Origin of the sequence: Bartonella sp. TT67HLJMS (assembly GCF_042193375.1) — a bacterium.
In the GTDB taxonomy this organism is placed as follows: Bacteria; Pseudomonadota; Alphaproteobacteria; order Rhizobiales; family Rhizobiaceae; genus Bartonella; species Bartonella grahamii.
The window spans coordinates 95,783-119,885 of record NZ_JBHILP010000001.1; the positions used below are offsets into that span (position 1 = coordinate 95,783).

15 protein-coding genes are annotated in these 24,103 nt (G+C 38.8%); 10 read left to right on the forward strand and 5 right to left on the reverse strand.

The window, feature by feature from the left end; all coding sequences use genetic code 11:
• Nucleotides 1-207 precede the first annotated feature (207 nt).
• The 3 genes from ilvD to ACFIJQ_RS00330 form a co-directional block, all read right to left on the reverse strand.
• Nucleotides 208-2,046 (reverse strand): dihydroxy-acid dehydratase, encoded by a 1,839-nt coding sequence (ilvD, locus tag ACFIJQ_RS00320; RefSeq protein WP_375627959.1) that lies wholly within the window; start codon nt 2,044-2,046, stop codon nt 208-210.
• A gap of 834 nt (nt 2,047-2,880) precedes the next feature.
• Nucleotides 2,881-3,132 carry a DUF1150 domain-containing protein gene (locus tag ACFIJQ_RS00325; RefSeq protein WP_012754519.1) on the reverse strand — a complete coding sequence of 84 codons (252 nt, stop codon included), beginning with the start codon at nt 3,130-3,132 and terminating at the stop codon, nt 2,881-2,883.
• Between the two features lie 26 nt (nt 3,133-3,158).
• Complete coding sequence (locus ACFIJQ_RS00330) at nt 3,159-3,590, reverse strand: Hsp20 family protein (protein ID WP_012754518.1); 432 nt, start codon at nt 3,588-3,590, stop codon at nt 3,159-3,161.
• A 120-nt stretch (nt 3,591-3,710) separates the two neighbouring features.
• Between ACFIJQ_RS00330 and nth the strand changes: the two genes are divergently transcribed.
• From nth to ACFIJQ_RS00380, 10 genes are all read left to right on the forward strand, one after another.
• Complete coding sequence (nth, locus tag ACFIJQ_RS00335; RefSeq protein ID WP_273787483.1) at nt 3,711-4,451, forward strand: endonuclease III; 741 nt, start codon at nt 3,711-3,713, stop codon at nt 4,449-4,451.
• Nucleotides 4,452-4,605: 154 nt separating this feature from the next.
• Nucleotides 4,606-4,809, forward strand: a complete 204-nt coding sequence (rpmI, locus tag ACFIJQ_RS00340) for a 50S ribosomal protein L35 (RefSeq protein WP_012754516.1) — start codon at nt 4,606-4,608, stop codon at nt 4,807-4,809.
• Nucleotides 4,810-4,842: 33 nt separating this feature from the next.
• Nucleotides 4,843-5,244 carry a 50S ribosomal protein L20 gene (rplT, locus tag ACFIJQ_RS00345; protein WP_273787484.1) on the forward strand — a complete coding sequence of 134 codons (402 nt, stop codon included), beginning with the start codon at nt 4,843-4,845 and terminating at the stop codon, nt 5,242-5,244.
• Between the two features lie 94 nt (nt 5,245-5,338).
• Nucleotides 5,339-6,421 carry a phenylalanine--tRNA ligase subunit alpha gene (gene pheS, locus ACFIJQ_RS00350; protein WP_375627962.1) on the forward strand — a complete coding sequence of 361 codons (1,083 nt, stop codon included), beginning with the start codon at nt 5,339-5,341 and terminating at the stop codon, nt 6,419-6,421.
• A gap of 32 nt (nt 6,422-6,453) precedes the next feature.
• The gene (pheT, locus tag ACFIJQ_RS00355; RefSeq protein ID WP_375627964.1) at nt 6,454-8,868 is read left to right on the forward strand and encodes a phenylalanine--tRNA ligase subunit beta; all 2,415 of its coding nucleotides are present in this window, start codon (nt 6,454-6,456) and stop codon (nt 8,866-8,868) included.
• 291 nt (nt 8,869-9,159) lie between these two features.
• Complete coding sequence (locus ACFIJQ_RS00360) at nt 9,160-10,068, forward strand: metal ABC transporter substrate-binding protein (RefSeq protein ID WP_375627965.1); 909 nt, start codon at nt 9,160-9,162, stop codon at nt 10,066-10,068.
• Nucleotides 10,065-10,895: a manganese/iron ABC transporter ATP-binding protein gene (locus ACFIJQ_RS00365; RefSeq protein WP_273787488.1), complete on the forward strand. Its 831-nt coding sequence runs from the start codon at nt 10,065-10,067 to the stop codon at nt 10,893-10,895. The genes ACFIJQ_RS00360 and ACFIJQ_RS00365 overlap by 4 nt, the downstream gene beginning before the upstream one ends.
• The gene (locus ACFIJQ_RS00370; protein WP_012754510.1) at nt 10,892-11,758 is read left to right on the forward strand and encodes a metal ABC transporter permease; all 867 of its coding nucleotides are present in this window, start codon (nt 10,892-10,894) and stop codon (nt 11,756-11,758) included. Before ACFIJQ_RS00365 ends, ACFIJQ_RS00370 begins: the two co-directional genes overlap by 4 nt.
• Complete coding sequence (locus ACFIJQ_RS00375; RefSeq protein ID WP_012754509.1) at nt 11,755-12,660, forward strand: metal ABC transporter permease; 906 nt, start codon at nt 11,755-11,757, stop codon at nt 12,658-12,660. The genes ACFIJQ_RS00370 and ACFIJQ_RS00375 overlap by 4 nt, the downstream gene beginning before the upstream one ends.
• A gap of 407 nt (nt 12,661-13,067) precedes the next feature.
• Nucleotides 13,068-13,454 (forward strand): YbaN family protein, encoded by a 387-nt coding sequence (locus ACFIJQ_RS00380; protein WP_012754508.1) that lies wholly within the window; start codon nt 13,068-13,070, stop codon nt 13,452-13,454.
• Nucleotides 13,455-14,044: 590 nt separating this feature from the next.
• Here the strand turns inward: ACFIJQ_RS00380 and pncB are convergent.
• Both pncB and ACFIJQ_RS00390 read right to left on the reverse strand, forming a co-directional pair.
• Nucleotides 14,045-15,349: a nicotinate phosphoribosyltransferase gene (pncB, locus tag ACFIJQ_RS00385; RefSeq protein ID WP_375627968.1), complete on the reverse strand. Its 1,305-nt coding sequence runs from the start codon at nt 15,347-15,349 to the stop codon at nt 14,045-14,047.
• Nucleotides 15,350-15,481: 132 nt separating this feature from the next.
• A complete protein-coding gene (locus ACFIJQ_RS00390) occupies nt 15,482-24,052 on the reverse strand; it encodes a GH36-type glycosyl hydrolase domain-containing protein (RefSeq protein ID WP_375627970.1) in 8,571 nt (2,856 codons plus the stop codon).
• Nucleotides 24,053-24,103 lie beyond the last annotated feature (51 nt).

A 24,103-nucleotide genomic window follows, 5' to 3' on the forward strand; every position in this document is an offset into this window, starting at 1 on the left:
TACCATATCTATCTTTATCTGTCTTACATAGCTGCTAAAATAAGCAATCCGCAGCAGCTTTTAGTTGTATTGATAGCTTTTTAATCATACTGATCATGACTCGAAATATTCTGATAAGCTCATAAAATAATTAGCTTAGAATATCGTGTAAAAGATGCAAAAAATCAGAATACTATCTCTCTTTTATAAGACGCGTCATTCATCTCATCAAATATTACGTACTGCACCCTTTGCAGCAGATGTGGTCATCGCTGCATAGGCTTTGAGAGCCTTTGAAACTTTACGCTGACGCTTCTCTATCGGTTGCCAAGCACCTTTTCCTTTTGCTTCCATCTTAGCACGGCGCTGCTTCATCTCAACGTCATCCACCAACATATGAATTCTACGATTTGGAATATCAATTTCTATGATATCCCCCTCCTCCACCAACGCAATTTCTCCTCCTTCAGCAGCTTCTGGTGAAATATGTCCTATCGAGAGCCCTGAACTTCCCCCTGAAAAACGTCCATCCGTAACAAGTGCACAAACCTTGCCCAATCCTTTAGATTTGAGATAACTTGTTGGATAAAGCATTTCTTGCATTCCAGGTCCACCACGTGGACCTTCATAACGGATTAAAACAATTTCACCTATTTTAATCTTATCAGTTAATATAGCTGAAACAGCTGAATCTTGGCTTTCAAAAATTCTTGCCGGACCTTTAAAAGTTAAAATTGATTGATCAACGCCTGCTGTTTTTACAATGCAGCCATCTTTTGCAAGATTTCCATAAAGAACTGCCAATCCTCCATCTTGTGAATATGCATGTTCCCTATCGCGAATCACACCTTTTTCACGATCAAGATCAAGGGTCTCATAGCGACAAGATTGGCTAAAAGCTGTCTGTGTTGGAATACCACCAGGAGCAGCACGATAAAATGTACGAACTGTTGGTTCATTAGTTTGTTTCACATCCCAACGGTAAAGAGCTTCTTTCATTGTTTTTGCGTGAACCGTATAAGTTGACGTATCAATGAGTCCTGCCGCATCCAGTTCACCTAAAAGCCCCATAATACCACCAGCGCGATGAACATCTTCCATATGTACATTCGCGACAGCAGGAGCAACTTTACATAAAACAGGAACACGACGTGAAAGATGATCAATATCCGTCATGGTAAAATCCACCTCACCTTCTTGCGCCGCGGCTAAAAGATGCAATACTGTATTGGTTGATCCCCCCATAGCAATATCAACGGTCATTGCATTTTCAAAAGCCTTGCGTGAAGCAATAGAGCGCGGCAAGACTGTTTCATCATCTTTTTCATAATAACGTTTAACCAATGCAACAATCTGTTTTCCAGCTTCTTCAAAAAGCATCCGTCGATCTGCATGTGTTGCTAACATTGATCCATTTCCGGGAAGCGAAAGCCCCAATGCTTCCGTTAAGCAATTCATGGAGTTGGCTGTAAACATTCCTGAACAAGAACCACATGTAGGACAAGCAGCACGCTCCATTTCAGCAACTTCTTCTTCTGAATTCTGTTCTGAAGCTGCTGCGACCATGGCATCGACCAAATCAACCCTTAGATCTTGATCCTTCCATTTAATCTTACCTGCTTCCATAGGACCGCCGGAAACAAAGATTGTCGGAATATTCAACCGTAAAGCAGCCATTAACATACCAGGCGTAATTTTGTCACAATTAGAAATACAGACAAGTGCATCCGCACAATGTGCATTAACCATGTACTCTACAGAATCAGCAATGATTTCACGTGAGGGCAAAGAATAGAGCATTCCATCGTGCCCCATCGCAATTCCATCATCTACAGCAATGGTATTAAATTCTTTCGCAACACCACCGGCAACTGCTATCTGTTGTGCGACTAATTGCCCAAGATCTTTTAAATGGACATGCCCTGGTACAAATTGTGTAAAAGAATTCGCAATCGCAATAATGGGTTTACCAAAATCAGTATCTTTCATCCCTGTTGCACGCCAAAGCCCGCGGGCTCCTGCCATATTACGCCCGTGGGTCGATATTCTTGAACGGTAAGAAGGCATTATTTTTTTCCCCTCAAATAATTCCATTTTGCTTGTTGTGCTGTAACTTCATTATAAAAACAAGAGCTTTAATATTCAAAAGAGAAAAATACCTTGTACTGAGGCATTTGAAGCACAAAATTAAAAGCTCTGCATAAACTTTTTCGTAAAGCCTTTGTTTTTCTTATTACCTGTTAATCAACATCTAATCCCTGTGCAATTCCACGTTTGAGACAAATATCAAAACGCTTCAGTGTGGCACGAACTGTTCCAGATTTTTGTATGCAAGATTTGGTAAGTATATTGCATCTATCTGTTTGCGTAATTTCTGGAACAAGAAGACAGCCTAATTTGGAAAGAGTATAAAGGCATCATGGTAAAAATCTATCATCTCCTTACAATTCAGCTTTACATCTTTCAATGCACACTCGAACCTATTTCACGATAGCGCCTATGAATGGTATAAAAATCCCCGTGAATAATATAAATCTATAGGGAACATCTTCACACTTATGAAGAAGCAAACTGACACCATCATACATTTTTCTCATCCCCAATATTGCGAACATCCTTGGTAATTAAGACAATTAACAAGAGATATTTTTATTCCTTCCTTCAAGCGTTTTTATCTAAACGGCTTTCCCTGCGTGTGACATACAAGCAAGTGACTTTAATTGTTTTAATACAAGAGGATCTAAAATGAGAGAACCTTATGATATTCGGGACTCTCATTCCAGTTGTAAAAAATTAATTATGAATATAAACCAATACTTATCTCATTATAACTCACATTACACCCTTTACGAAAAAACAGATAGAATTTACAAAGAGTACAGCGTTTTCTCGTAAGGTAATCTAGTGCAGAGTTACAATTTGTAGTTCATGCTCATTGGCTCCAGCAAGAGCGATAGAACGCTCATCGGATAAAATGATAGGATAACCTGTTTCACCAAAGAGAGCCCATATCGTAATTCCTGGGGTCATTGGTGGAAGATCTGGAAAATTTTTAGCCAAATCATCTGTACAAACTTTTTTTAAATAGGCAATCTGTCCCGCATCAGAGTAGGATGTGTTCTGAAACGACAAGTTCTGTTTATGTTCTCCCATTTCACTGTTCCTTTACGCCTTAACTTTTATGACTCACCACTACTGACTTTAATTGGAATCTGTTTTATTTCTTTTTTTAACTTTGGTTGATACAGATTAATTGATAAAAGACCATTTTTCAACTCTGCATTTGTAACATGCATCCCTTCCGCGAGAACAAAGGTTCGCTGGAATTGTCGCGCAGCTATACCGCGATATAAATATTGATGATTTTGGTTATCTGTTTGTTTACCATGAATAACCAATTGATTATCATCGAGCAAAATATTAAGATGGTTAATCTTAAATCCAGCAACAGCCAAAGTTATGCGGATATGATTTGCATCATCATTTTTATGCAAACGTTCAATGTTATAGGCTGGGTAAGCCTCATCAGCTTTACCGATACGTTGCAATATTTTTTCTACGGTTTCAAACCCTAAAAGGAAGGGATTGGAGAAAGGTGTCACATGTGTCATTCATGAGTATCCTCTTTAAAACGGCTTTACTTGACCAAACTCTATAAAAGTGTTCGCTGCATTCCTCTCATATGGCGAGCGTGAATGATAACTTCAAGAGAGAAGATTTAAGAGAGTTCAATGCCTCAAAGTACCATAAAATTGTCAAACGTGCGAAATTTATCTGGTATATTATATAATGAAAATGAAATTGCAGAAATATTTCGCCGTTTTTCTGTGCAACGCCCAGCGCCTAAGAGTGATCTTATCTATACAAATATTTTTACGCTTTTGGTTGCCGTTGTGCTTTCGGCTCAAGCGACAGATGTAAGCGTTAATAAAGCGACAAAAGAATTATTTCGCCTTGCTGATCAACCGGAAAAAATGGTTGCATTAGGAGAGGAAGAAATAGCACATTATATCCGTTCAATTGGTCTTTGGCGAGCAAAAGCACGCAATGTTTATGCACTTTGCAACTGTTTAATTGATTGTTATGGCGGTCAAGTACCTGATACGCGTGAAGCACTTATGTCCCTTCCTGGAGTGGGGCGCAAAACAGCTAATGTTGTTTTGAATGTTGCTTTTGGTCAGCCTACATTGGCAGTAGATACACATATTTTTCGCTTAAGCAATCGTCTTGGTTTAGCGCCTGGCAAAACACCAGAGATTGTTGAGAAGAAATTATTAAAGATTATACCAATCCATTATCTTCGTCATGCACATCATTGGCTTATTTTACATGGACGCTATGTTTGCCAAGCACGTAAAGCACAATGTAGGCAATGCATTATTGCTGATCTATGTAAAGCAGCTATCAAAACAAATGCTATTCCGGCACCTTTAGTTGAGCTTCAAGGCAATGGAGCTCCGATTTTTTTGTAATACGGTCTTGCTATTTTGTGTATAGTGGCTTATGGAAACACTATTAGAACCGCCCGGCAGGGCATGCCGTGGCTGTTTAAATGCTTGTTCAAGCGTTGGTCCGCTTGAGTGAATAAAATATTTGATTGAATAAATTAATGTACGGAGTAGCAAAATGCCCAAGATGAAGACCAAATCATCCGCTAAAAAGCGGTTTAAAATCACTGCGTCAGGCAAAATTAAAGTAGCAGCTGCCGGTAAGCGCCACGGTATGATTAAGCGTTCGAATAAATTTATTCGCGATGCACGTGGGACAATGGTTTTGTGTGAACAAGATGCTAAAAAAGTCGTTCAGCATTATTTGCCGAATGGTGTTTAAACCTTACGCTTTTGATTTTGAGGAGATTATAATATGGCACGTGTGAAAAGAGGTGTGACAGCACACGCTAAGCACAAAAAAGTTCTTAAACAGGCTGAAGGTTTTTACGGTCGTCGTAAAAATACCATTCGTGCAGCTAAAGCAGCAGTTGATCGTTCAAAGCAATACGCTTATCGTGATCGCAAAAATAGGAAACGTACTTTCCGTGCTTTGTGGATTCAGAGAATTAATGCGGCTGTTCGCGCAGAAGGTTTAACTTATGGACGTTTTATTGATGGCTTATCAAAAGCCGGTATTGAGGTTGATCGTAAGGTTCTTTCAGATATAGCAATCCACGAAGCAGAAGCATTTTCTGCTTTAGTAGCTTCGGCAAAAAAGGCTTTGGAATATTTAAAAAATACGACACCTAATGCTTTTGAAGGCGCTGTCAAGTAAGCCAGTCGTGTTCTCTTAAAGCATTTATTTATTCGAGGTCCCGTGCTGGCTGTTGCGAGTGCGGGTTTTTTTTATTAAAAAAATAGGCAAAAATATGAACGATATTGAGCGTCTGGAACAAGAAATTTGTTTAGCCTTAGAGGCAGCGGGTGATGAACAGGCACTTGAAGCAGTGCGTATTGCAGCATTGGGTAAAAAAGGTAGCATCTCTGAAAAATTAAAAGCATTAGGGAAGATGGATGCTAGCGAGCGCCATAAAGTTGGACCAGTTCTTAATGGATTAAAAAATCGTATTTTAGAATTATGGGCGCAAAAGCGTGATCTTCTGAAAAGACAGGCAATGGATGCCCGTCTTTCTCGTGAAACGGTTGATGTTACCTTGCCTGTTCGCTCTTCACCTATAGAACGGGGACGCATTCATCCTATTTCACAGGTGATTGAGGAAATTATTGCCATTTATACGAAGTTGGGTTTTTCTCTTGCAGAGGGACCTGATATTGAAACAGATTATTATAATTTTACGGCATTGAATTTTCCTGAAGGGCATCCAGCACGCGAAATGCATGATACCTTCTTTTTTGATGTCGATAAAATGGGAGAACGAAAATTATTGCGGACCCATACATCACCCGTACAAATTCGCACACTAGAAAAACAAAAAGCACCGATACGGATCATTATTCCTGGAAAAACTTACCGCATGGATTCGGATGCGACGCATTCGCCCATGTTCCATCAGGTAGAAGGTCTTGTCATTGATAAAACCTCCACCATTGCCCATATGATGTGGCTACATGAAACCTTTTGTAAAGAATTTTTTGAAGTTCCCTCTGTAAAAATGCGTTTTCGTCCCTCTTTTTTCCCTTTTACCGAACCATCTATGGAAGTGGATATTCAATGTGATCGTTCTGGTTCAGAAGTAAAGTTCGGAGAAGGACAGGATTGGTTGGAAATTTTAGGATGCGGAATGGTGCATCCTCATGTGTTGAAAAATGTTGGTTTAGATCCCGATGAATATCAAGGCTTTGCATGGGGAATGGGCATTGATCGTATTGCCATGTTGAAATACGGTATGCCTGATTTACGAGCTTTTTTTGATGCTGATCTGCGTTGGTTAGACCATTATGGCTTTCGTTGCTTTGATATGCCTGCTTTTTTTCCTAATAGAAATATGTGATCTTAGTCATCGCTTTCATGTGAGGTTTTAAAATGAAATTTACATTATCGTGGTTAAAAGATCACTTAGAGACAAGTGCATCTTTGGATGAAATTTGTGAGAAACTAACAGCTATAGGTCTTGAGGTTGATTACGTTGATGATCGGTCTTCTTTAAAAGGTTTTGTGATTGCAAAAGTTTTAACAGCAATAAAGCATCCTGATGCAGATAAACTCCAGATTCTGTCCGTCGATACAGGGACTTCTACACCTGTTCAAGTTGTCTGTGGAGCACCAAATGCGCGTGCAGGTCTTGTTGGTGTTCTGGCACTACCAGGCACTTATATTTCAGGACTCGATGTGACATTATCTGTAGGAAAAATCCGCGGTGTTGAAAGTTTTGGGATGATGTGTTCGCAAGCGGAGCTTGAATTATCAAATGAACATGACGGGATTATCGAACTTCCAGAAGATGCACCTATTGGAGATTCATTTGCAACTTATGCTGGTTTAGATGATCCGATCATTGATATTGGTTTGACCCCCAATCGCTCTGATTGTACAGGTGTTCGTGGTATTGCCCGTGATCTTGCTGCCGCTGGAATGGGAAAATTAAAAGAATTATCCTTGTCAAAATTTGAGCCTTCCTTTGAAACACCTCTCGATGTTTCATTAGATTTTTCGCAAGATTCATCATTATGTTTAGGTTTTGCTTGGCGTGAAGTGCGCAATGTTCAAAATGGTGCATCACCTCAGTGGATGCAACAGCGTTTGAATGCAATTGGTTTGAGACCGATTAATGCGCTTGTTGATATGACCAATTACATAAGTTTTGACCTTGGTCGTCCACTCCATGTTTTTGATGCAGATAAAATTAAAGGTAATTTGTGTGTACGTTGTGCTCGTGAGGGAGAACAGCTTCAAGCACTGAACGGAAAAATCTATCATTTGGGCGCTAAGAATTGTGCCATTGCAGATGAAGAGGGGATTGTTTCGATTGCCGGTATCATGGGCGGTGAAAGAACGAGTTGTGATGAGACAACACGTCGCGTTATTATTGAATCAGCGCTTTGGGATGCGCAAAGCATTGCACAAACAGGAAGAGCATTAGGTCTTATCAGTGATGCACGTTATCGATTTGAACGAGGTGTTGATCCGGCTTTTATAGAAACAGGGCTTGAGATTGCAACAGAATTGGTCTTACGTCTTTGTGGTGGTGAAGTATCTAAGAAGAGGATCGTTGGCTATCAGCAACAAGAAATCAAACAGATCGCTTTTCCTTTTTCTGAAATTAAACGTTTAACAAATTTGGAAATAGAACCTGAAAAAGTCATCTCTATTTTAACAAAACTTGGATTTTTCGTTGAAGGAAAAGGAGATGTCGTTACAGTAAAAGTACCATCATGGCGCCCTGATATTATGGGGAAAGCCGATTTGGTGGAAGAAGTCATGAGGATTTATGGGCTAGATAAAATTAAACCTATTCCTTTGGAAAACTTCGCAGAAGGAAAAGATCAAATTTTAACATGCGCACAAATTCGTTCACGTGCTACACGTTTGGCTTTAGTGCAACGTGGTATGAAAGAAGCGGTAACATGGTCTTTTATTTCTGAAAATCAAGCTCTTGCTTTTGGAGGAGGTCAAGAAGAGCTTAAATTGGTTAATCCTATTGCTGCTGATATGTCAATGATGCGTCCTTCCCTTTTACCTGGTTTGATTATGGCGGCACAGAGAAATGCTGATCGTGGTTTTTCCGATCTTGCTTTGTTTGAAGTTTCCAATATTTATGAAGGCGATACCCCTGATAAACAACACCGTGTTGTTAGTGGGATTCGTCGCGGAACAGAGCAATTTAAAGGGGCTGGTCGTTTTTGGAATGGCAATGCAACCGTCGTTGATGTTTTTGATGCCAAAGCAGATGCTTTAGCTATTTTAGAAGCATGCGATATGGATGTTGGGAAAGTGCAGATTGAAATAGGAGCGCCCGATTGGTATCATCCTGGTCGTTCAGGTGTCATAAAACTTGGATCAAAGATTATTCTTGGTTTTTTTGGTGTTTTTCATCCTGCTACATTAGAAAAGTTAGATGTTAGTGGCCCTTTATGCGGCTTTGAAATTTTTCTAGACAGAATTCCAGAATCAAAGAAAAAAACGACCAAAAGCCGTCCTCCTTTGAAACTCTCACCTTTTCAAATGGTGCGGCGTGATTTTGCCTTTATAGCGGATAAAACTGTTGCCTCTTCTCTTATTATTCGTGCGGCAAGTGGAGCCGATAAAAAACTTATTCATTCAGTGCAGATTTTTGATATTTTTGAAGATTTAAGCTTTGGCGAAGATAAAAAATCTGTTGCGATTGAAGTAACTATTCAGCCCATAGAACGGACTCTAACAGATGAAGATTTAGAAAAGCTTGCCTTAAAGATCGTGGATAATGTTACCAAAATGACAGGTGCATATTTGCGCTACTGAGTATTTTCATTTTTTATGAGATATTTTACATGAAGTGGGAGCATTTTTGAGTGCTCCCTTTTTATTTGGCATTCAAGAGCGATAGAGCTTCTTGAAAGCGGTGCTCCTTACCAAAACAAGCTGCTTAAATCATCAATTTTTTCAATATGAAAAAAGCTGTTTTTAAACATCTTGAAAAGTTATTTTTTCTCTTAATCCTTCATTGCAAATGTAAAAGATAACTGCTATTGCTAAATGATAATGCAAATTATTTGCAATAAAAAGAAAGCATATAGAGGAAAGAGAGAATCAATGAACGTAAGAACGTTTTTCAGCATAGTTTTTGGAAGTGTTATTTTTTTTACACCCAATTTTGCTTTGTGTGCTGGTAAATTTAAAGCTGTTACGACATTCACTATCATTGCTGATATGGCACGCAATGTAGCAGGTGATGCCGCTGAGGTTGAATCCATTACAAAACCAGGTGCGGAAATTCATGAATATCAACCCACCCCACGCGATCTTATGCGTGCCCAGGGAGCTAACCTTGTATTGTGGAATGGATTAGAGTTAGAGCTTTGGTTTGAAAAGTTTTTTCAAAATATCAAGGATGTTCCAAGTGTTGTTGTTTCAAAAGGTATTGTACCCATTAAAATTGGTGAGGGCCCCTTTAGCGGTAAACCCAATCCTCATGCTTGGATGTCACCAACCTCTGCTTTGATTTATGTTGATAATATTCGCGATGCTTTTGTGAAATATGATCCTGAACATGCTGCTATTTATAAAGAGAATGCTGAAATTTATAAACAGAAAATTCGTGCAACGATTGATCCAATTAAGGCTGAATTAGAAGCCGTACCGCAAGATAAGCGTTGGCTTGTGACCAGTGAGGGGGCATTTAGCTATTTGGCGCGTGATTTTAATCTAAAAGAACTTTATTTATGGCCCATCAATGCTGACCAACAAGGAACACCACAGCAAGTCAAGCATGTTATTGATATGGTTCGCAAATACAATATTCATGCAGTTTTTTCTGAAAGCACTATTTCCCCTGCACCTGCTAAACAGGTTGCCAGAGAAACAGGGGCTAAATATGGTGGTGTTCTTTATGTTGATTCTTTAAGTGAGAAAAATGGTGAGGTACCCACTTATATTGATTTATTACGTGTCACGAGTGGGCGTATTAGCAATGCTTTATTAGAGGGAGTAAAAAGCCAATGACAGAATCTGGAATATTTGCCCAAGGAGTAACGGTAACTTATCGTAATGGACATACAGCTTTACGCGAAGTAAATTTTGAAAGTCCAAAGGGTTCTGTTACGGCATTAGTTGGTGTTAATGGATCCGGTAAGTCAACGTTATTTAAAGCGATTATGGGGTTTGTACGCCCCTCAAAGGGAAAAATTCGCATGTTTGATTTGCCCGTTGATATAGCTTTGAAAAAAAACCTTATTGCTTATGTTCCTCAAAGTGAAGATGTTGATTGGAATTTTCCTGTCTTGGTCGAAGATGTTGTATTGATGGGGCGGTACGGTCATATGAATTTCTTTCGCTATGCCCGTACACAAGATTATGAAGCCGTTCGTATTGCCTTAGAACGCGTTGATATGTTGGCTTTTGCCAAGCGCCAGATTGGAGAACTTTCTGGTGGACAGAAAAAGCGCGTTTTCCTAGCGCGCGCTCTTGCACAGAAAGCAAAAGCTATTTTATTAGATGAGCCATTTACAGGGGTTGACGTTACAACAGAAGATAAAATCATTGCTTTGTTACAAGATCTTCGTAAAGAAGGAGCAGTGATCTTGGTTTCAACTCACAATTTGGGTTCTGTTCGCGAATTTTGTGATCATACAGTTTTAATAAAAGGAACCGTTTTAGCTTCTGGGTTAACAGAAAAAATCTTTACAAAGGAAAATCTGGAGAAAACCTTTGGAGGGTCTTTGCACCACCATATTTTTGATCTTCAAAGCACAAAAAAAAATGATGTTTTCATAGGAAGAAAGCAGTCTGCAGTTTGTGAAGACATTGAAAGAGTGGAGCACGTTGCATGATTTCTTGGTTGCTTGAGCCACTGAGCTATCAATATATGGTGAATGCAATGTGGGTTTCTGGATTAGTTGGGTGTGTTTGTGCCTTTCTTTCAGCTTTTTTGATGTTAAAAGGTTGGTCATTAATTGGTGATGCTCTTTCCCATTCAATTGTTCCTGGTGTAGCAGGAGCTTATCTTTTAGGATTACCTTTTTCACTCGGCGCTTTTTTTTCTGGTGGTCTTGCAGCAGCAGCAATGCTCTTTTTTAACCACCGGACAAAGCTGAAAGAAGATACCATTATTGGGCTCATTTTTTCTTCCTTTTTTGCCTTTGGGTTGTTTCTCAAATCATTAAAACCAATGGCTGTTAATATTGATACGATTGTTTTGGGAAATATTTTAGCCGTTAGTTCATCAGATATTCTACAATTGGCTTTTATCGGCTTTTTTTCGTTGCTTATATTGCTTTTGAAATGGAAAGATCTTCTTGTTTCGTTATTTGATGAAACGCATGCGCATGCCATTGGATTAAATGTAAAGTTTTTAAAGATTCTCTTTTTCACATTACTTGCTGCTTGTACTGTTGCTGCTATGCAAACCGTTGGAGCGTTCTTAGTCATTTGTCTTGTTGTGACACCTGGGGCTACAGCCTATCTTTTAAGTGATCGTTTCGTGAATATCTTGGTTATTGCAGTTGTAATTGGAACATTCACAAGTGTCTTGGGTGTTTATGTGAGTTATTTTTTAAATGCACAAACGGGGGGGGTTGTTGTGCTTTTTCAAGCATCTTTATTTGTTTTGGCTTTTATTTTTGCTCCTAAACATGGGTATATTGCTGCGCGCTTACGCATAAATGCGGCAAAAAAGGGTGTAATATTATCATGATTGATCAATTACTACTTCCGTTTCAGTTTTCTTTTATGCTTAAGGGTATGCTTATTGTCATGATTCTTTCTATTCCCATGGCGATGCTTTCCTGTTTTCTTATTTTGAAAGGATGGGCGCTGTTAGGCGATGCCATTTCTCATGCAGTTTTTCCAGGTGTTGTTGTTGGTTATATGACAACACCATGGGTAATTGCATTTCTGACTTCTTTGCCATTTGCTTGGTTTCAACATATGCGTCCAGAGAATATTACAATGACTCTGATTACTTGCGGTGCTTTTGTTGCAGGAATGGTGTGTGCACTATTAACGGGTTTTTTAGGAAGCAATAGCCGTATCAAACAGGACACGGTGATGGGTGTGGTCTTTTCTTCGATGTTTGGTTTGGGGCTTGTTTTAGCCACGTCTATTTATAGTAGCTTAGATTTGAATCATATTCTATTTGGTAATCTTTTAGGTGTTAACTGGCTTGATATAACACAAACGGCGATCATTTCTGCTGTTGTCACTTTCATTTTAGCAGCAAAATGGCGCGACTTTATGTTGTATATTTTTGATACAGTTCAAGGACATGCAATGGGGTTACCAATATCTCTACTTCACTATACCCTTCTAACGATGATTTCTCTTACAATTGTTGCGGCTTTGAAAGCTGTAGGTATCGTGCTCGTTATTTCTTTACTGATAGCACCAGGAGCAATTGCCTATCTTGTTACAAAGCGGTTTTCTTTTATGTTAATGATCGCGATACTTGTTGCAGCTTTTTCTGGTTTTTTAGGGATTTATCTCAGCTTATTTATCGGCTCTGATTCTGCTTCCACAATTGTGTTGATCTTGACGTTGATTTTTATGGCTATTTTCATGATGATTTTTTTTCGTCAAAACACAGTTCAAGAAACTTAAAAGTGTTAAAATTCATGCATATCAGCCATGCATTTTTATATATTGTTTCTCATTTCTATTTTAATTAGAGTTCGAGGCGCTAGGTTATTTTTCCTCCTAATGTCTAGCAAGTGAATGCGGTACATTTTCTCCCCCCAACGCTGCATTCTTAATTAAGAGGCTGCATCGATTTATTCTGCAGCCTTTTTATTTTTTTGATTTTCTAAAATCTCTTCTCTTTTCTTGAAATCATTTAAAATGATTATCATATTGCGTGAGCTATTTGGTATTTTCAAGGAACTTATAACAGCAAAGACGCTTACGCATGAAGGGGTAGAAAGTAATTGTGCACTCAGACATGTAAACAGAAAAAAATAGATATAATGTTTTTGTAGAGGGTTTTGCGTAGAGGAAAAAAATACAAGAAAATGAAAAAAGATTTGAAGATATCTCACCCTTTGCGTATCTGCTATTATATAGCAGGGTGGACAATGGTTATATTAGGTATTATCGGTGTAGTATTACCTATTATGCCAACTGTGCCTTTTTTGTTAGTTGCCTCATGGTGTTTTACGCGTTCTTCTCCACGTTTTCATCAATGGTTGAATAATCATCGTATTTTTGGTCCCCCTATTAAGCGATGGGAAGAAAAAAAAGCAATCTCTCCATTCATTAAAGTTTTTGCAATAATGAGTATGACAGGAGGATTTTTATCCTTTTTCGTAATGGTACACCCTCCTTTATGGATTTCCTTACTTGTTGCGGTTATATTACTGCTGATTGCCATTTATATTGTAACACGTCCATCTTCATAATGATAGAAAAGGCTTTATGAGATATTCTTTTTAGCTTCGACTTATTTGTAAAAACTATGAGGACTTTTAAGTTTTGAATATAAGCTCTCCATATCCAAAATGCATATGACGTAGTAAGCTTTTTGAAAGCAATTAATTAATAATATATTTGTGAAATGATTTTTATGAACAAAGAAGACTGTTTACGCACACTCAAAATGTTCTCACTTGGATAAACCACATTCATGGAAGAGAGTCATTATTTTTATAAGACATGTTTGTATGAATCTCTATATATACGTCATTGAAAAGTCATTGATATGATAGCCTTTTCTTTCTAAAAAGACGTTTCGTTTATTTTCATATCTCTTAATGAAGATATAATACAAAGCTTACTAAACATCATCATTTTATACTTATACAGTTAAGAAGCCGGTCTATTATATCAATCTTTAATGTTACATCTGTTCTTAGCTTAAGGATAATTCTTAAAAAACAACCGAACTATTTACAGACCAGCAAAGGTTAAGAACCCTCATCCTTAGGGTAGGACAAAAATCAATCTTATGAACAATATGATGAGTCAATATACTCGTTTAAAGAACCGGAAACTACGTCTTTATAGGTCTAGCAATTCGCTTTTTATTACCAAAAAAATTGAGATAACGTTGTACTTCTTTTGAATCACCGATCGTTTTTTCAGGATTATCTGAAAGCTTTACGGCTGGTCGACCATTGGCATAGGTCACCTTACAAACAAGGGAAAGAGCATCAAGAGTTTCGATTTCCTGAGGTGCACAGCCTGTAAAGTCATTGGTAAGATCCGTGCCCCATCCAAAACTCATGCGCACTCTGCCATGGAAATGATGATAGGTTTTTTCAATTGTATTGACATCAAGAGCATCAGAAAAAATTAAAAGTTTTTCGCGTGGATCTTTTCCTTTTTCTTTCCACCATTGAATAATACGTTCACCACCTTCAATAGGGGGCGCACTATCGGGTCTGAAACCTGTCCAATCAGCGACCCAATCTGGTGCATTGCGTAAAAATGCTTCTGTACCAAAGGTATCAGGTAAAACAATGAGAAGATTTCCACCATAATAACGGTTCCAATCTTGCAAGACTTGATATGGAGCTCTGCGTAATTCATCATCGTTGTTGCTGAGAGCCGCAATAACCATGGGCAATTCGTGTGCATTGGTTCCAAGAGCTTCTAAATCCGTATCCATGGCAAGAAGAACATTAGAAGTTCCAGTAAAAGAATTACCAATGCCTTCTTTTAATGCTTCCACACACCAGCGCTGCCATAAAAAAGAATGGCGACGCCTTGTCCCAAAGTCAGATATTTTAATATCAGGCAATTTTTTGAGACGTTCAACTTTACTCCACATTTTTGCTTTAGCACGCGCATAAAGTACATCAAGAGCAAAACGATCTAGTTTTTTGAGAGCTGCACGTGAACGTAATTCACTGATAATAGCAAGGGCTGGAATTTCCCACATAGAGCTACGAGCCCACGAACCATAAAAATGAAGCATATATTGGCCATCTTTGCGGGTTAGTTCATATTCTGGGAGTTGAAAATTCTCAAGCCACTGAAGAAAATCCGGTTCAAAAATTTGTTTGCGTCCATAAAATGTATTACCAGCAAGCCAGATCATTTCTTTTTTTGTAAAGCGCAAACTAAGAGCATGATCAAGTTGAGCACGTAATTCACTCTCATCAATATCATCGGAAAGACGTATTGTTTTAGAGCGATTTATGAGGGAAAAAGTAACATTAACATCAGGATACAACCCCCAAATCATCTGTACCATAAGAAGCTTATAAAAATCCGTATCAAGAAGTGAACGAATAATGGGATCAAGTTTCCAAGTATGATTGTAAACACGTCTAGCAATATCCGGATGATTCATAACCTTTTTCTTTCAGTTTCATAAAATCTAAAATATTATGCACCAACACGGACAATATAGGCGGTGCGATATAACAACTCTACAGTTTTGAGCAAGAATAAAAAAGTCTGCTCTCTTTTTCATCTTTCATCTCTAAGATTTAACAATACGTATAATTTCATGCTGACCTGTTTTGTGTAACTTTATCCCCGCATGAACTTCGGTATATTTTTTGCCATTAACATGGAGCATATTTTTAGGTCCCCATTTTACTTTAATGGTATAAACGGCATCATAAAACTTCATTGTTGCTTCATATTTTGGCCAAATAGAGGGTAAATGTGGCTGTAAAAACAACAGATCTCCCTGACGCTGTATTCCAAGAATAGCTTGTGTTGTAGCGCGATAAAACCAACCGGCTGAGCCTGTATACCATGTCCAACCGCCTTGACCACATCGTGGTTCAACAGAATAAATATCTGCGGCCATCACATAAGGTTCAACACGATAAGTTTCAGGATCTTGTCCATGGGTAATCGGATTAATCATAGAAAATAACGCATAAGCTTTATCGTTTTGCCCCATTTTTGCCAATGCTAAAATACTCCAAATGGCACCATGCGTGTATTGACCACCATTTTCTCGGATTCCTGGAGGATAACCTTTTATATAACCGGGCTCAAGTGTGCTTTTGTCAAAAGGTGGCCAAAAAAGGCGAATGAGTCCGCCTTTTTTATCATAGAGATGTTCCAACATTGATGTCATTGCTTGCTTTTGATGTTCAGGCGACGCCATTTGAGAAATGACAGCCCAAGATTGAGCAATGGTATCAATTTGGCATTCATCATTGATTTTAGAACCAAGAGGTGTTCCATCATCAAAATAACCACGTCGATACCAAGCACCATCCCAACCGTTTTCCTCTAGGGATTTTGTTAAGCGTTCAAGGTATGTACTCCATATTTGCATATGGCTGTTATCACCACGTTTTTTGGCCAAAGGAATAAATGCTTTTAATGTAGTACCAAGAAACCATCCTAACCAAGTGCTTTCACCCTTTTCTTCCACACCTACCAAATTCATGCCATCATTCCAATCCCCACCTAAAATAAGAGGGAGACCATGGGGTCCACAACGTTTAATGGCAAGGTCTAAAGCTAAAACACAATGTTCATAAACTGTTGCAACCTTTGAGGATTGGGTGGGTTGAAAATAAGCATCCTGTTGCCCACTTTTGAGAACATCGCCTTCAATAAAAGGAATGAGCGTATCAAGAAAGGCATCATCGCCAGTGGTATTGACATAAAGAGCTGTTGCATATGCAAGCCAAACGATATCATCAGAAATGCGCATACGAACACCAGCATTTGTATCGGGTAACCACCAATGTTGCACATCCCCTTCAAGAAATTGGTGCGCGGCGGCGTTTAACAATTGTTCACGTGCCAGTTGTGGTTCCAGCAATAATAAAGATAAGCTATCTTGTAACTGGTCACGGAAGCCAAATGCACCACTAGCTTGGTAAAATCCTGCGCGTGCCATGATGCGGCATGCATAGGTCTGATAAGGGAGCCAATGATTGACCATAATATCAAAAGAGGGATCCGGTGTTTTAACTTGAAAAGGAGAAACAAAATCGCTCCATTGCTGTTTTTGTTTTGTGAGCAGAATTTCAAAATCACTTGCACGTACGTGATTAAGTAATTTTTCAGCTTCTTGTCTATTTTCAGCACTGCCAAGATAAAAGATGATTTCTTTTGTTTGCCCTGCTTGAAGATCAATATCATAGGAAAATGCTGAACAAGGATCACATCCTGCTTCAATGGTATTCGAAAGAGCACCAGCTTTACGGATCGCTGTTGGATGCGTTACGGTTCCCGTTGCACCAATAAATTCAGCACGATTGGTTGTGGTGCTGGTTGGCATTTCAGATGCCGATAAGAATGTGACTTGTTGAGATTTTTCAATGTGATAAGGATTTTGAATAAAATGTACACCCCTTTTGTCCTCATAAGAGGAAATAATGAAGGGGGCATATTTTGTACGGGTATTTCCCAAAACCCATTCAACATAATTATAAAGGCGTAAACTGCGTGGTTTTTTCCCTTCATTCGTGAGGGTAAGACGTGAAAAGCGAACTGGTTTTTCCGGATCGAGTGTATGAGTCAGTTCTAATGCAATTTCTGAATGTGTCGATTTAAAAGTTGAAAATCCAAAACCATGACAAGCCTCATAGACAATATTTTCATCACATTCTACAGCAGAAACGGGTGAAAAACGTTTTAAAGACTGGCGATCAACCAGATAAAGTGCTTCTCCTGGCCGGTTAGATGTTGGATCATTTGCCCAAGGAGTTAATTTATAATCGCGGCTATTGTTAACCCAAGTAAAAATTGCACCTTCAGCAGAGACATGAAAACCAAATTTGTGATTAGCGATGACGTTAATCCACGGGTGCGGTGTGGTTGTACGTCCATGAAGACGTATTACATAATGGTTATACTGGTTAAAACCACCGTAACCATTCCAATATTTTAGATCTTCTCCATTTATGAGAAAAGAAGATGGTTTTCGTTGGCTAATAAGACCAATGGAAGCAAAAAAATTTTGTTCAGTTTGTGTTGTAACTTGCCTTCCTTCGTTATATTTTTGGTAATCTAATTGATCATGCAATTCATGATAATTTTTATGAACTGTAAGATCAAAATCACTCTCATCAAATCGTTTAAGCTGTTCAGATAAAGAGCCATTTTGGGCATCAAGAACGATGCGCGCTGATGCAAGAAGCGTTTTAAAACTTTGTTCATTTATTTTGTCACGCTGAAGCATGAAAATATGTTGGCGTTCATCTGCCTCTTGTGCGTGGTGTCGATAAGATTCACAGACCCATTCAAGAGCCCGTTGTGTATTTTGTATATAGGAAAATACTTGTTCATTGAGAATTACCAAATCAACGATGAGTCCGCGCATACGCCAATATTCGTGTGCTTTAAGGAGCTCACGCAGTACAGAGATATTTCCCTCGTTATTTAATCTAAGGAGACAGAGTGGATTGTCTCCTGAAATGGACATAGGCCAAAGATCGGACTGTTTTCCAAGCGTTTTTGCTAATATTTCAGGAGAAAGACGCCATATTCGATCAAGGTAGATAAGCGATGTGGCATATTTTTGATAGACAATAGCTTCTTTAGGCTGGGTTCCGCTCTGATACAGTGCGACTTGTGAGCGCGTCCATGCCCTTGAAAGTTCTTTTTGAAACATATCGGGTTGTCGATAATGTTTAATATGATTATGCAGCGCTTCTTTTGTATGAGCAGCAAAAGTCCAAAAAATAAGTTCTGCTTTTCCATATGCTGAAATTTTTATACGGCATCGCAATGACATAATAGGATCAAGAACACAACCTTGACTGTTACTGAAACGAGCATTTTGGTCAAATGCAGCGGGCCGATGAATAGATCGACCCCGCCCAATAAACAGAGAGCGATCCGTTTCAGCTTCTGTCTCTTGGAGAATATCTGTTGTACTAGAGACAAAATGGGCAACATAGATTTCAGGATCGCTAGGTGAACGTTTGCGCCTTTTAGCAAAAATTGTTTTACCTTCCTCAGCAATTTCTGTCTCTATAAACATACGGGAAAAAACAGGATGAGCTTCGTCTGTATCCATTGTGGCAAGCGCTAATTCACCATAAGAAGTCACTTCAATGAGGCGCTCTTTATTTGTCGTATTCATCAGTTGAATACGTCTACCTTCGCCACATCCTTCAGATGTAATAAGACATTCAAGTGTTGATTTTATACCATCAACCATTTTTGTATATTCAGCCTTTTCATCTGTAAAAATGCTGACAGCTTCTTCTTCAATAACACGTGTTGGCTCACTAGTAACAGACCACCACCGTCCACTATGCGTATCGCGTAAGAAGAATAAAGTACCTTGTTGATCTTCTGTTGCATCAGGAATAAAGCGCGTAATCGCATAATCGTGCCACCGACTGTAACCAGAACCATTCGCTGTTAGCATGGTAAAATAAAAGCCATTAGACAAAAGTAACGTTTCTCGTGGTTTGAGCAACGGGTTTGTAATAATGCGCAAAGGAGCGGCGTCAAGTGCTTGAGACTTATTGCGCATACGATTAACAGCTTTGGTATGAATAATAGGAATGAGATGAGGCGCTCTTTCCTGTAACAGCAATTGCGTTGCTTCAATAATGGGATCACGGTGAAAACGGTCACGCATTCGCCCTTGAAAAATAACATTGTTAAGAGCAAGGATAGACATGCCATGATGGTGCGCATAATAATTGCGTACAACAGCGTATTTTTCCCCTGTTTTCACGCGTGAAGGGGTAAAATCGACAGAGTCATAATAACCATATGTTCCTAAAGCTCCAAGATCACGAAGTCGTTTTAAATTAGCGACAGCGCAAGCAGGAGCATATTGTGCCGCTAGAAGGCTGGCATAGGGAGCAATGACAGCATTGCGTGAAAGACCACGTTGGAGTCCGAGGTTTGGAACACCAAAATGAGCGTATTGGTAATTCATTAAATGATCGCGAGCGTTAAATGCGGCCTCTGAAATACCCCATGGCAATTCCCGTTTATGAGCATATTGTATTTGACAACGAATAATCAATCGATTTGTTTGATCTAGGAGAGATCCTAAAGGTTCATGCATTATGAGAGATGGCATAAGATATTCGAACATCGATCCAGACCATGATAGGAGCGCACCTTTCCAACCTATGGGTACGAGGAGTCGACCAAGACGAAACCAATGTTTAAGTTTTATGTCTCCTTTTGCGATAGCAAAAAAACTTGCAAGACGTGCTTCTGAAGCAAGTAGATCATAACAATTTTCATCGAGTTTGTTTTCTTGAACACGATATCCAATGGATAAGAGATGCCGTTTAGGCTGTTCTAAAAAGTCAAATTTCATATCAAAGGCTATTTGCCGTGCCACTATAGCCAACCTGTTTAGTTTTTTACGTAATTTTTCAGTATCACAATGAGCAGTCGCATCATGATGATAAGCGTTACAGGTATCGATAAGGCATTTAGCCCAAGAAAGCGCACGAGCAGATTCTATTGTTTGAATTTTGTGGTCAAGTTCACTGACTAAGTGCACAATATCGTGGGCTGCATGTGAAAGGTCTATGATGTGAGAAGGAATTGTATTTTCTTGTTTTACAAAAGTGAAGACAGAGTCATGAAAACGAGTGATGTTTTCTTCGATTTTTTGACGTAACGAGCGTAAATTGGGTTGATGATCTGGAATTTCTTTGACAGTTTCTTCAAGAATAGCAAGAACATCCGATAAGCCTTCTCGATCAATTTGAAAAAAAAGAGGCGGTTTTTCAGCCCATTCACTTAAGGCAGAAGAGAGTGTTATCAAATGACCGGCAAGATTTCCTGAATCAACGGTTGATACATAAGTAGGTAAAAGAGGCCTGAGTGTATCCGTTTCATACCAATTATAGAGATGACCACGGAACTTTTCCATTTTTGTAAGAGAGCGTAATGTACATTCAATACGGGTAATGGTCTCTTCAAAACCAATCCAGCCAAAATCACGTGCAGCAATAACAGAAAGGAGATAAACGCCAATATTCGTAGGAGATGTACGTTGAGCAACAAGAGGTTCAGGATCTTCTTGAAAATTATCGGGAGGCAAATAGTTGTTTTGTGCATTGACAAAGGTTGTATAATAAAGCCATGTACGCCGTGCAATAGAGCGAAGTTTTTTTTCATCTTTTGAAGAAAGATCAAGGCTATCTTGAAAGGTTGAAGGTTGACTCACAATCCAAGCAATGAAGGGTGAAAAAAACCATGCTATCCCAAAAGGAAAAGCAATCAAGCTTGCAAAACTATCAGAAAAAAGAGAAAGTGCTACAGTAAGGACACCAATAAGCGATGCTGGTGCCATTGTAAAAACATAGAAACGCAAACTATTGGGCATTGATTTTGTTGCGGCAGAAGTTTTCCATTCAAGAAGATGCTGTTTTGAAATCGTCATACGATAGAGTGTACGAATAATCGCATCGGTCATAAAATACGCCGAATGAGCAAGAAACGTTGTTTTAAGAAATATATCAGCGCTTGTAAGAGCAGTTTTGTTCCAAATTAATTGAAAATGTCCACGCAAAGAATGATCTATATTGGACGAGACTAGCGTTTTTAATACACATAGAATGGGAGAAATGAAGGAGCTAAACAACAAGAATATTTGCCAGACAATTGCACTCTTGAAAGACAAAAAAGTCCATCCTGCAAATGCTGCGATTAACCACATAAGTGGAGTAAGAGAACGACGTAAATTATCCTGCATTTTCCAACGCGTCACGGAACTTATTTGACGGTGGGAAAAAAGATAAGGCAAAAGCTGCCAATCACCGCGAATCCAGCGATGATAACGCATAACATCAATATTATAAGCGGTTGGATAGTCTTCAATGACTTCTATGCTACTTACCAGAGCAGTACGAGCATAACCTCCTTCTAAGAGATCATGACTAAGAATAGTATTTTCTTTAATTTTGCCATCAAGCGCTTGTTCAAATGCATCAATATTATAAAGACCTTTACCGATAAAGGTACCTTCTCCTAAAAGATCTTGATAAGTATCAGAAACGGCAAAAACATAAGGATCAATGCCACGGTTGATAGAAAAAACCCGTTGGAGAATTGATGTTTTTTTTCCTGTTGTAAGAGAAGGAATAATGCGTGGTTGTAAAACGCTATAGCCTTTTACAACCTTTCCACTTTGCGGATCAAAAATGGGATGATTGAGTGGATGGTTAAGCTTTCCAACAAGTTTCGCGACGCTCTCTGGAGTAAGACGTGTATCACAATCCAGCGTCATAACAAAACGGCAATCCATAGGAAGGTGTGGATTGGGAGGATAAAAGCTTGTGTTTTTATCGCCTCTTAAGAGCCGATTGAGTTCATGAAGTTTTCCTCGCTTTCGTTCCCATCCCATCCAACATTTTTCGCTTGTATTATAAAGGCGTCGGCGATGTAAAAGGAAAAAAAGAGGAAGTTCATCACAATGATAACGACTATTGAGTTTATCAATACTTTTTTGCGCATAGTGCAATAAATCAAGATCATCTTGCGTTTCTCTCAATGGAGCATCCACCCAATCTGTAATGAGTGCAAAATGAATGGCACCTTTAGGATTGGAAAGATAGTGCACTTCAAGATTGCGCACTTGTTCATCAATATCATCGCGTGATGTCATCAAAGTAGGTACAACAACCATTGTCCGTGCATGTTTTGGAATACCTTCTTTATATTCATAGCCAATGAGTTGTCTTGATGGGACAAACCATGAAACAACAGTGTTAAATAAAGCAAAAGCAGCATCGATAGCAGGAAAAAGCGCTAATACAGTAAAGCAAAAAGACATCCATGATGTCATGCCAGATATTTGTAAAAGGGCGTAAATTACAAGCAAAAGAGCGAGCGTCAGAAAAGAGACAGGAATGGCGATGACTCTCAATTTTGAGCAACAGGAAGCTCGTGTCCATTTTATGAGAAAGGGCGGGATATATCCACAAGCCTTTTCAAATATGCCACGACCATCATCAACAAGGTACCACCCCACACAAGAATGATGAGGCATATCTTTAGAAGTGGAATTTGCCATTTCTACAACTTTATGTGCAATTTCCAGCTCACTAAGAGGCGAAAAGCGTGCAACTTTTTCAATGACTTGTCGATAAATATTGCGTGAGTGAGAATCAATTTCAGAAAAATCACTATTTTTACGCAAAATAGAATCGACACAACTCACTGTTTCAAACCATGCTGTCCAATCAACATCATCTATAGCTTTAAGAGCACGGATAATATTTCCCATGGTCACACCATCTGCTGCTTGTCGGGTATGTTCATCAGCTGTTGCAATCTCTAAGCTACTGCCTTGGCTTTTCAATTGCTTTTCAAGCCAAGTTAATGCTACGGTTGAATCGACAGATGCACTACGCAGGCGATAGAATAAATGTGCTGAAAACGTTGGATCAACAGTAAATGGTTTATACTGCGTAAAGAGAGAGTGTAGATTTTTTTTATTTTCTACAAGAGAAATTTTATCAGCCACTTGGCTAGCAAGATGGCGCATATGTCGCGCTTTTTCGATACGTACTGAAAGACGACGGACATTTTCAATGAGCAACATTTGCATAACAGAAGGAAGAGCCCACAATTCACCAATTGTGAGCGCACAAACTTCTTGAAATCCATTGGTCATAGCAGTGAGTGTTTCTTGTGAAAAGCTGCTATCAGTATGCGCAATATAAAGCCAAGTTAAAGCAAAAATTCGTGGTATTTCCGCTTTGTGTGTAGAAAGAGGAAGTTGCTTTATGAAGGACTTGGGTAGATTACGACGTAGCTTTTGTATAGTTTTATCAATGGTGTAATGATTATCAATGAGCCATTGAGCAGACGGTGCGATAGTCTCATCATTTCGGGCTGCAAAATCACTGGTATGAAAGGCATTAAGAATAAGTTTCGCATTTTCATTCAATCTCTTGCGAAAATCTTCTACTCCTTCATATTCAGGGAGTAAAATTTCTTTACCAGAAGCTATATCACGCCCTAAGTTATAAAGATCTTCCCGTACCTTATAAATTGCACGAAGAGGAAAATCCGTATTAATAAAATGGTTTTTTTTCTCTTTTTGAGAAAAAAAGCACTTTATGAAAGGTATTATGCACGTCATAATGTCCCATTGTTATTCAATTACATCGTTGTTTATTTAAATTGTAAGCAT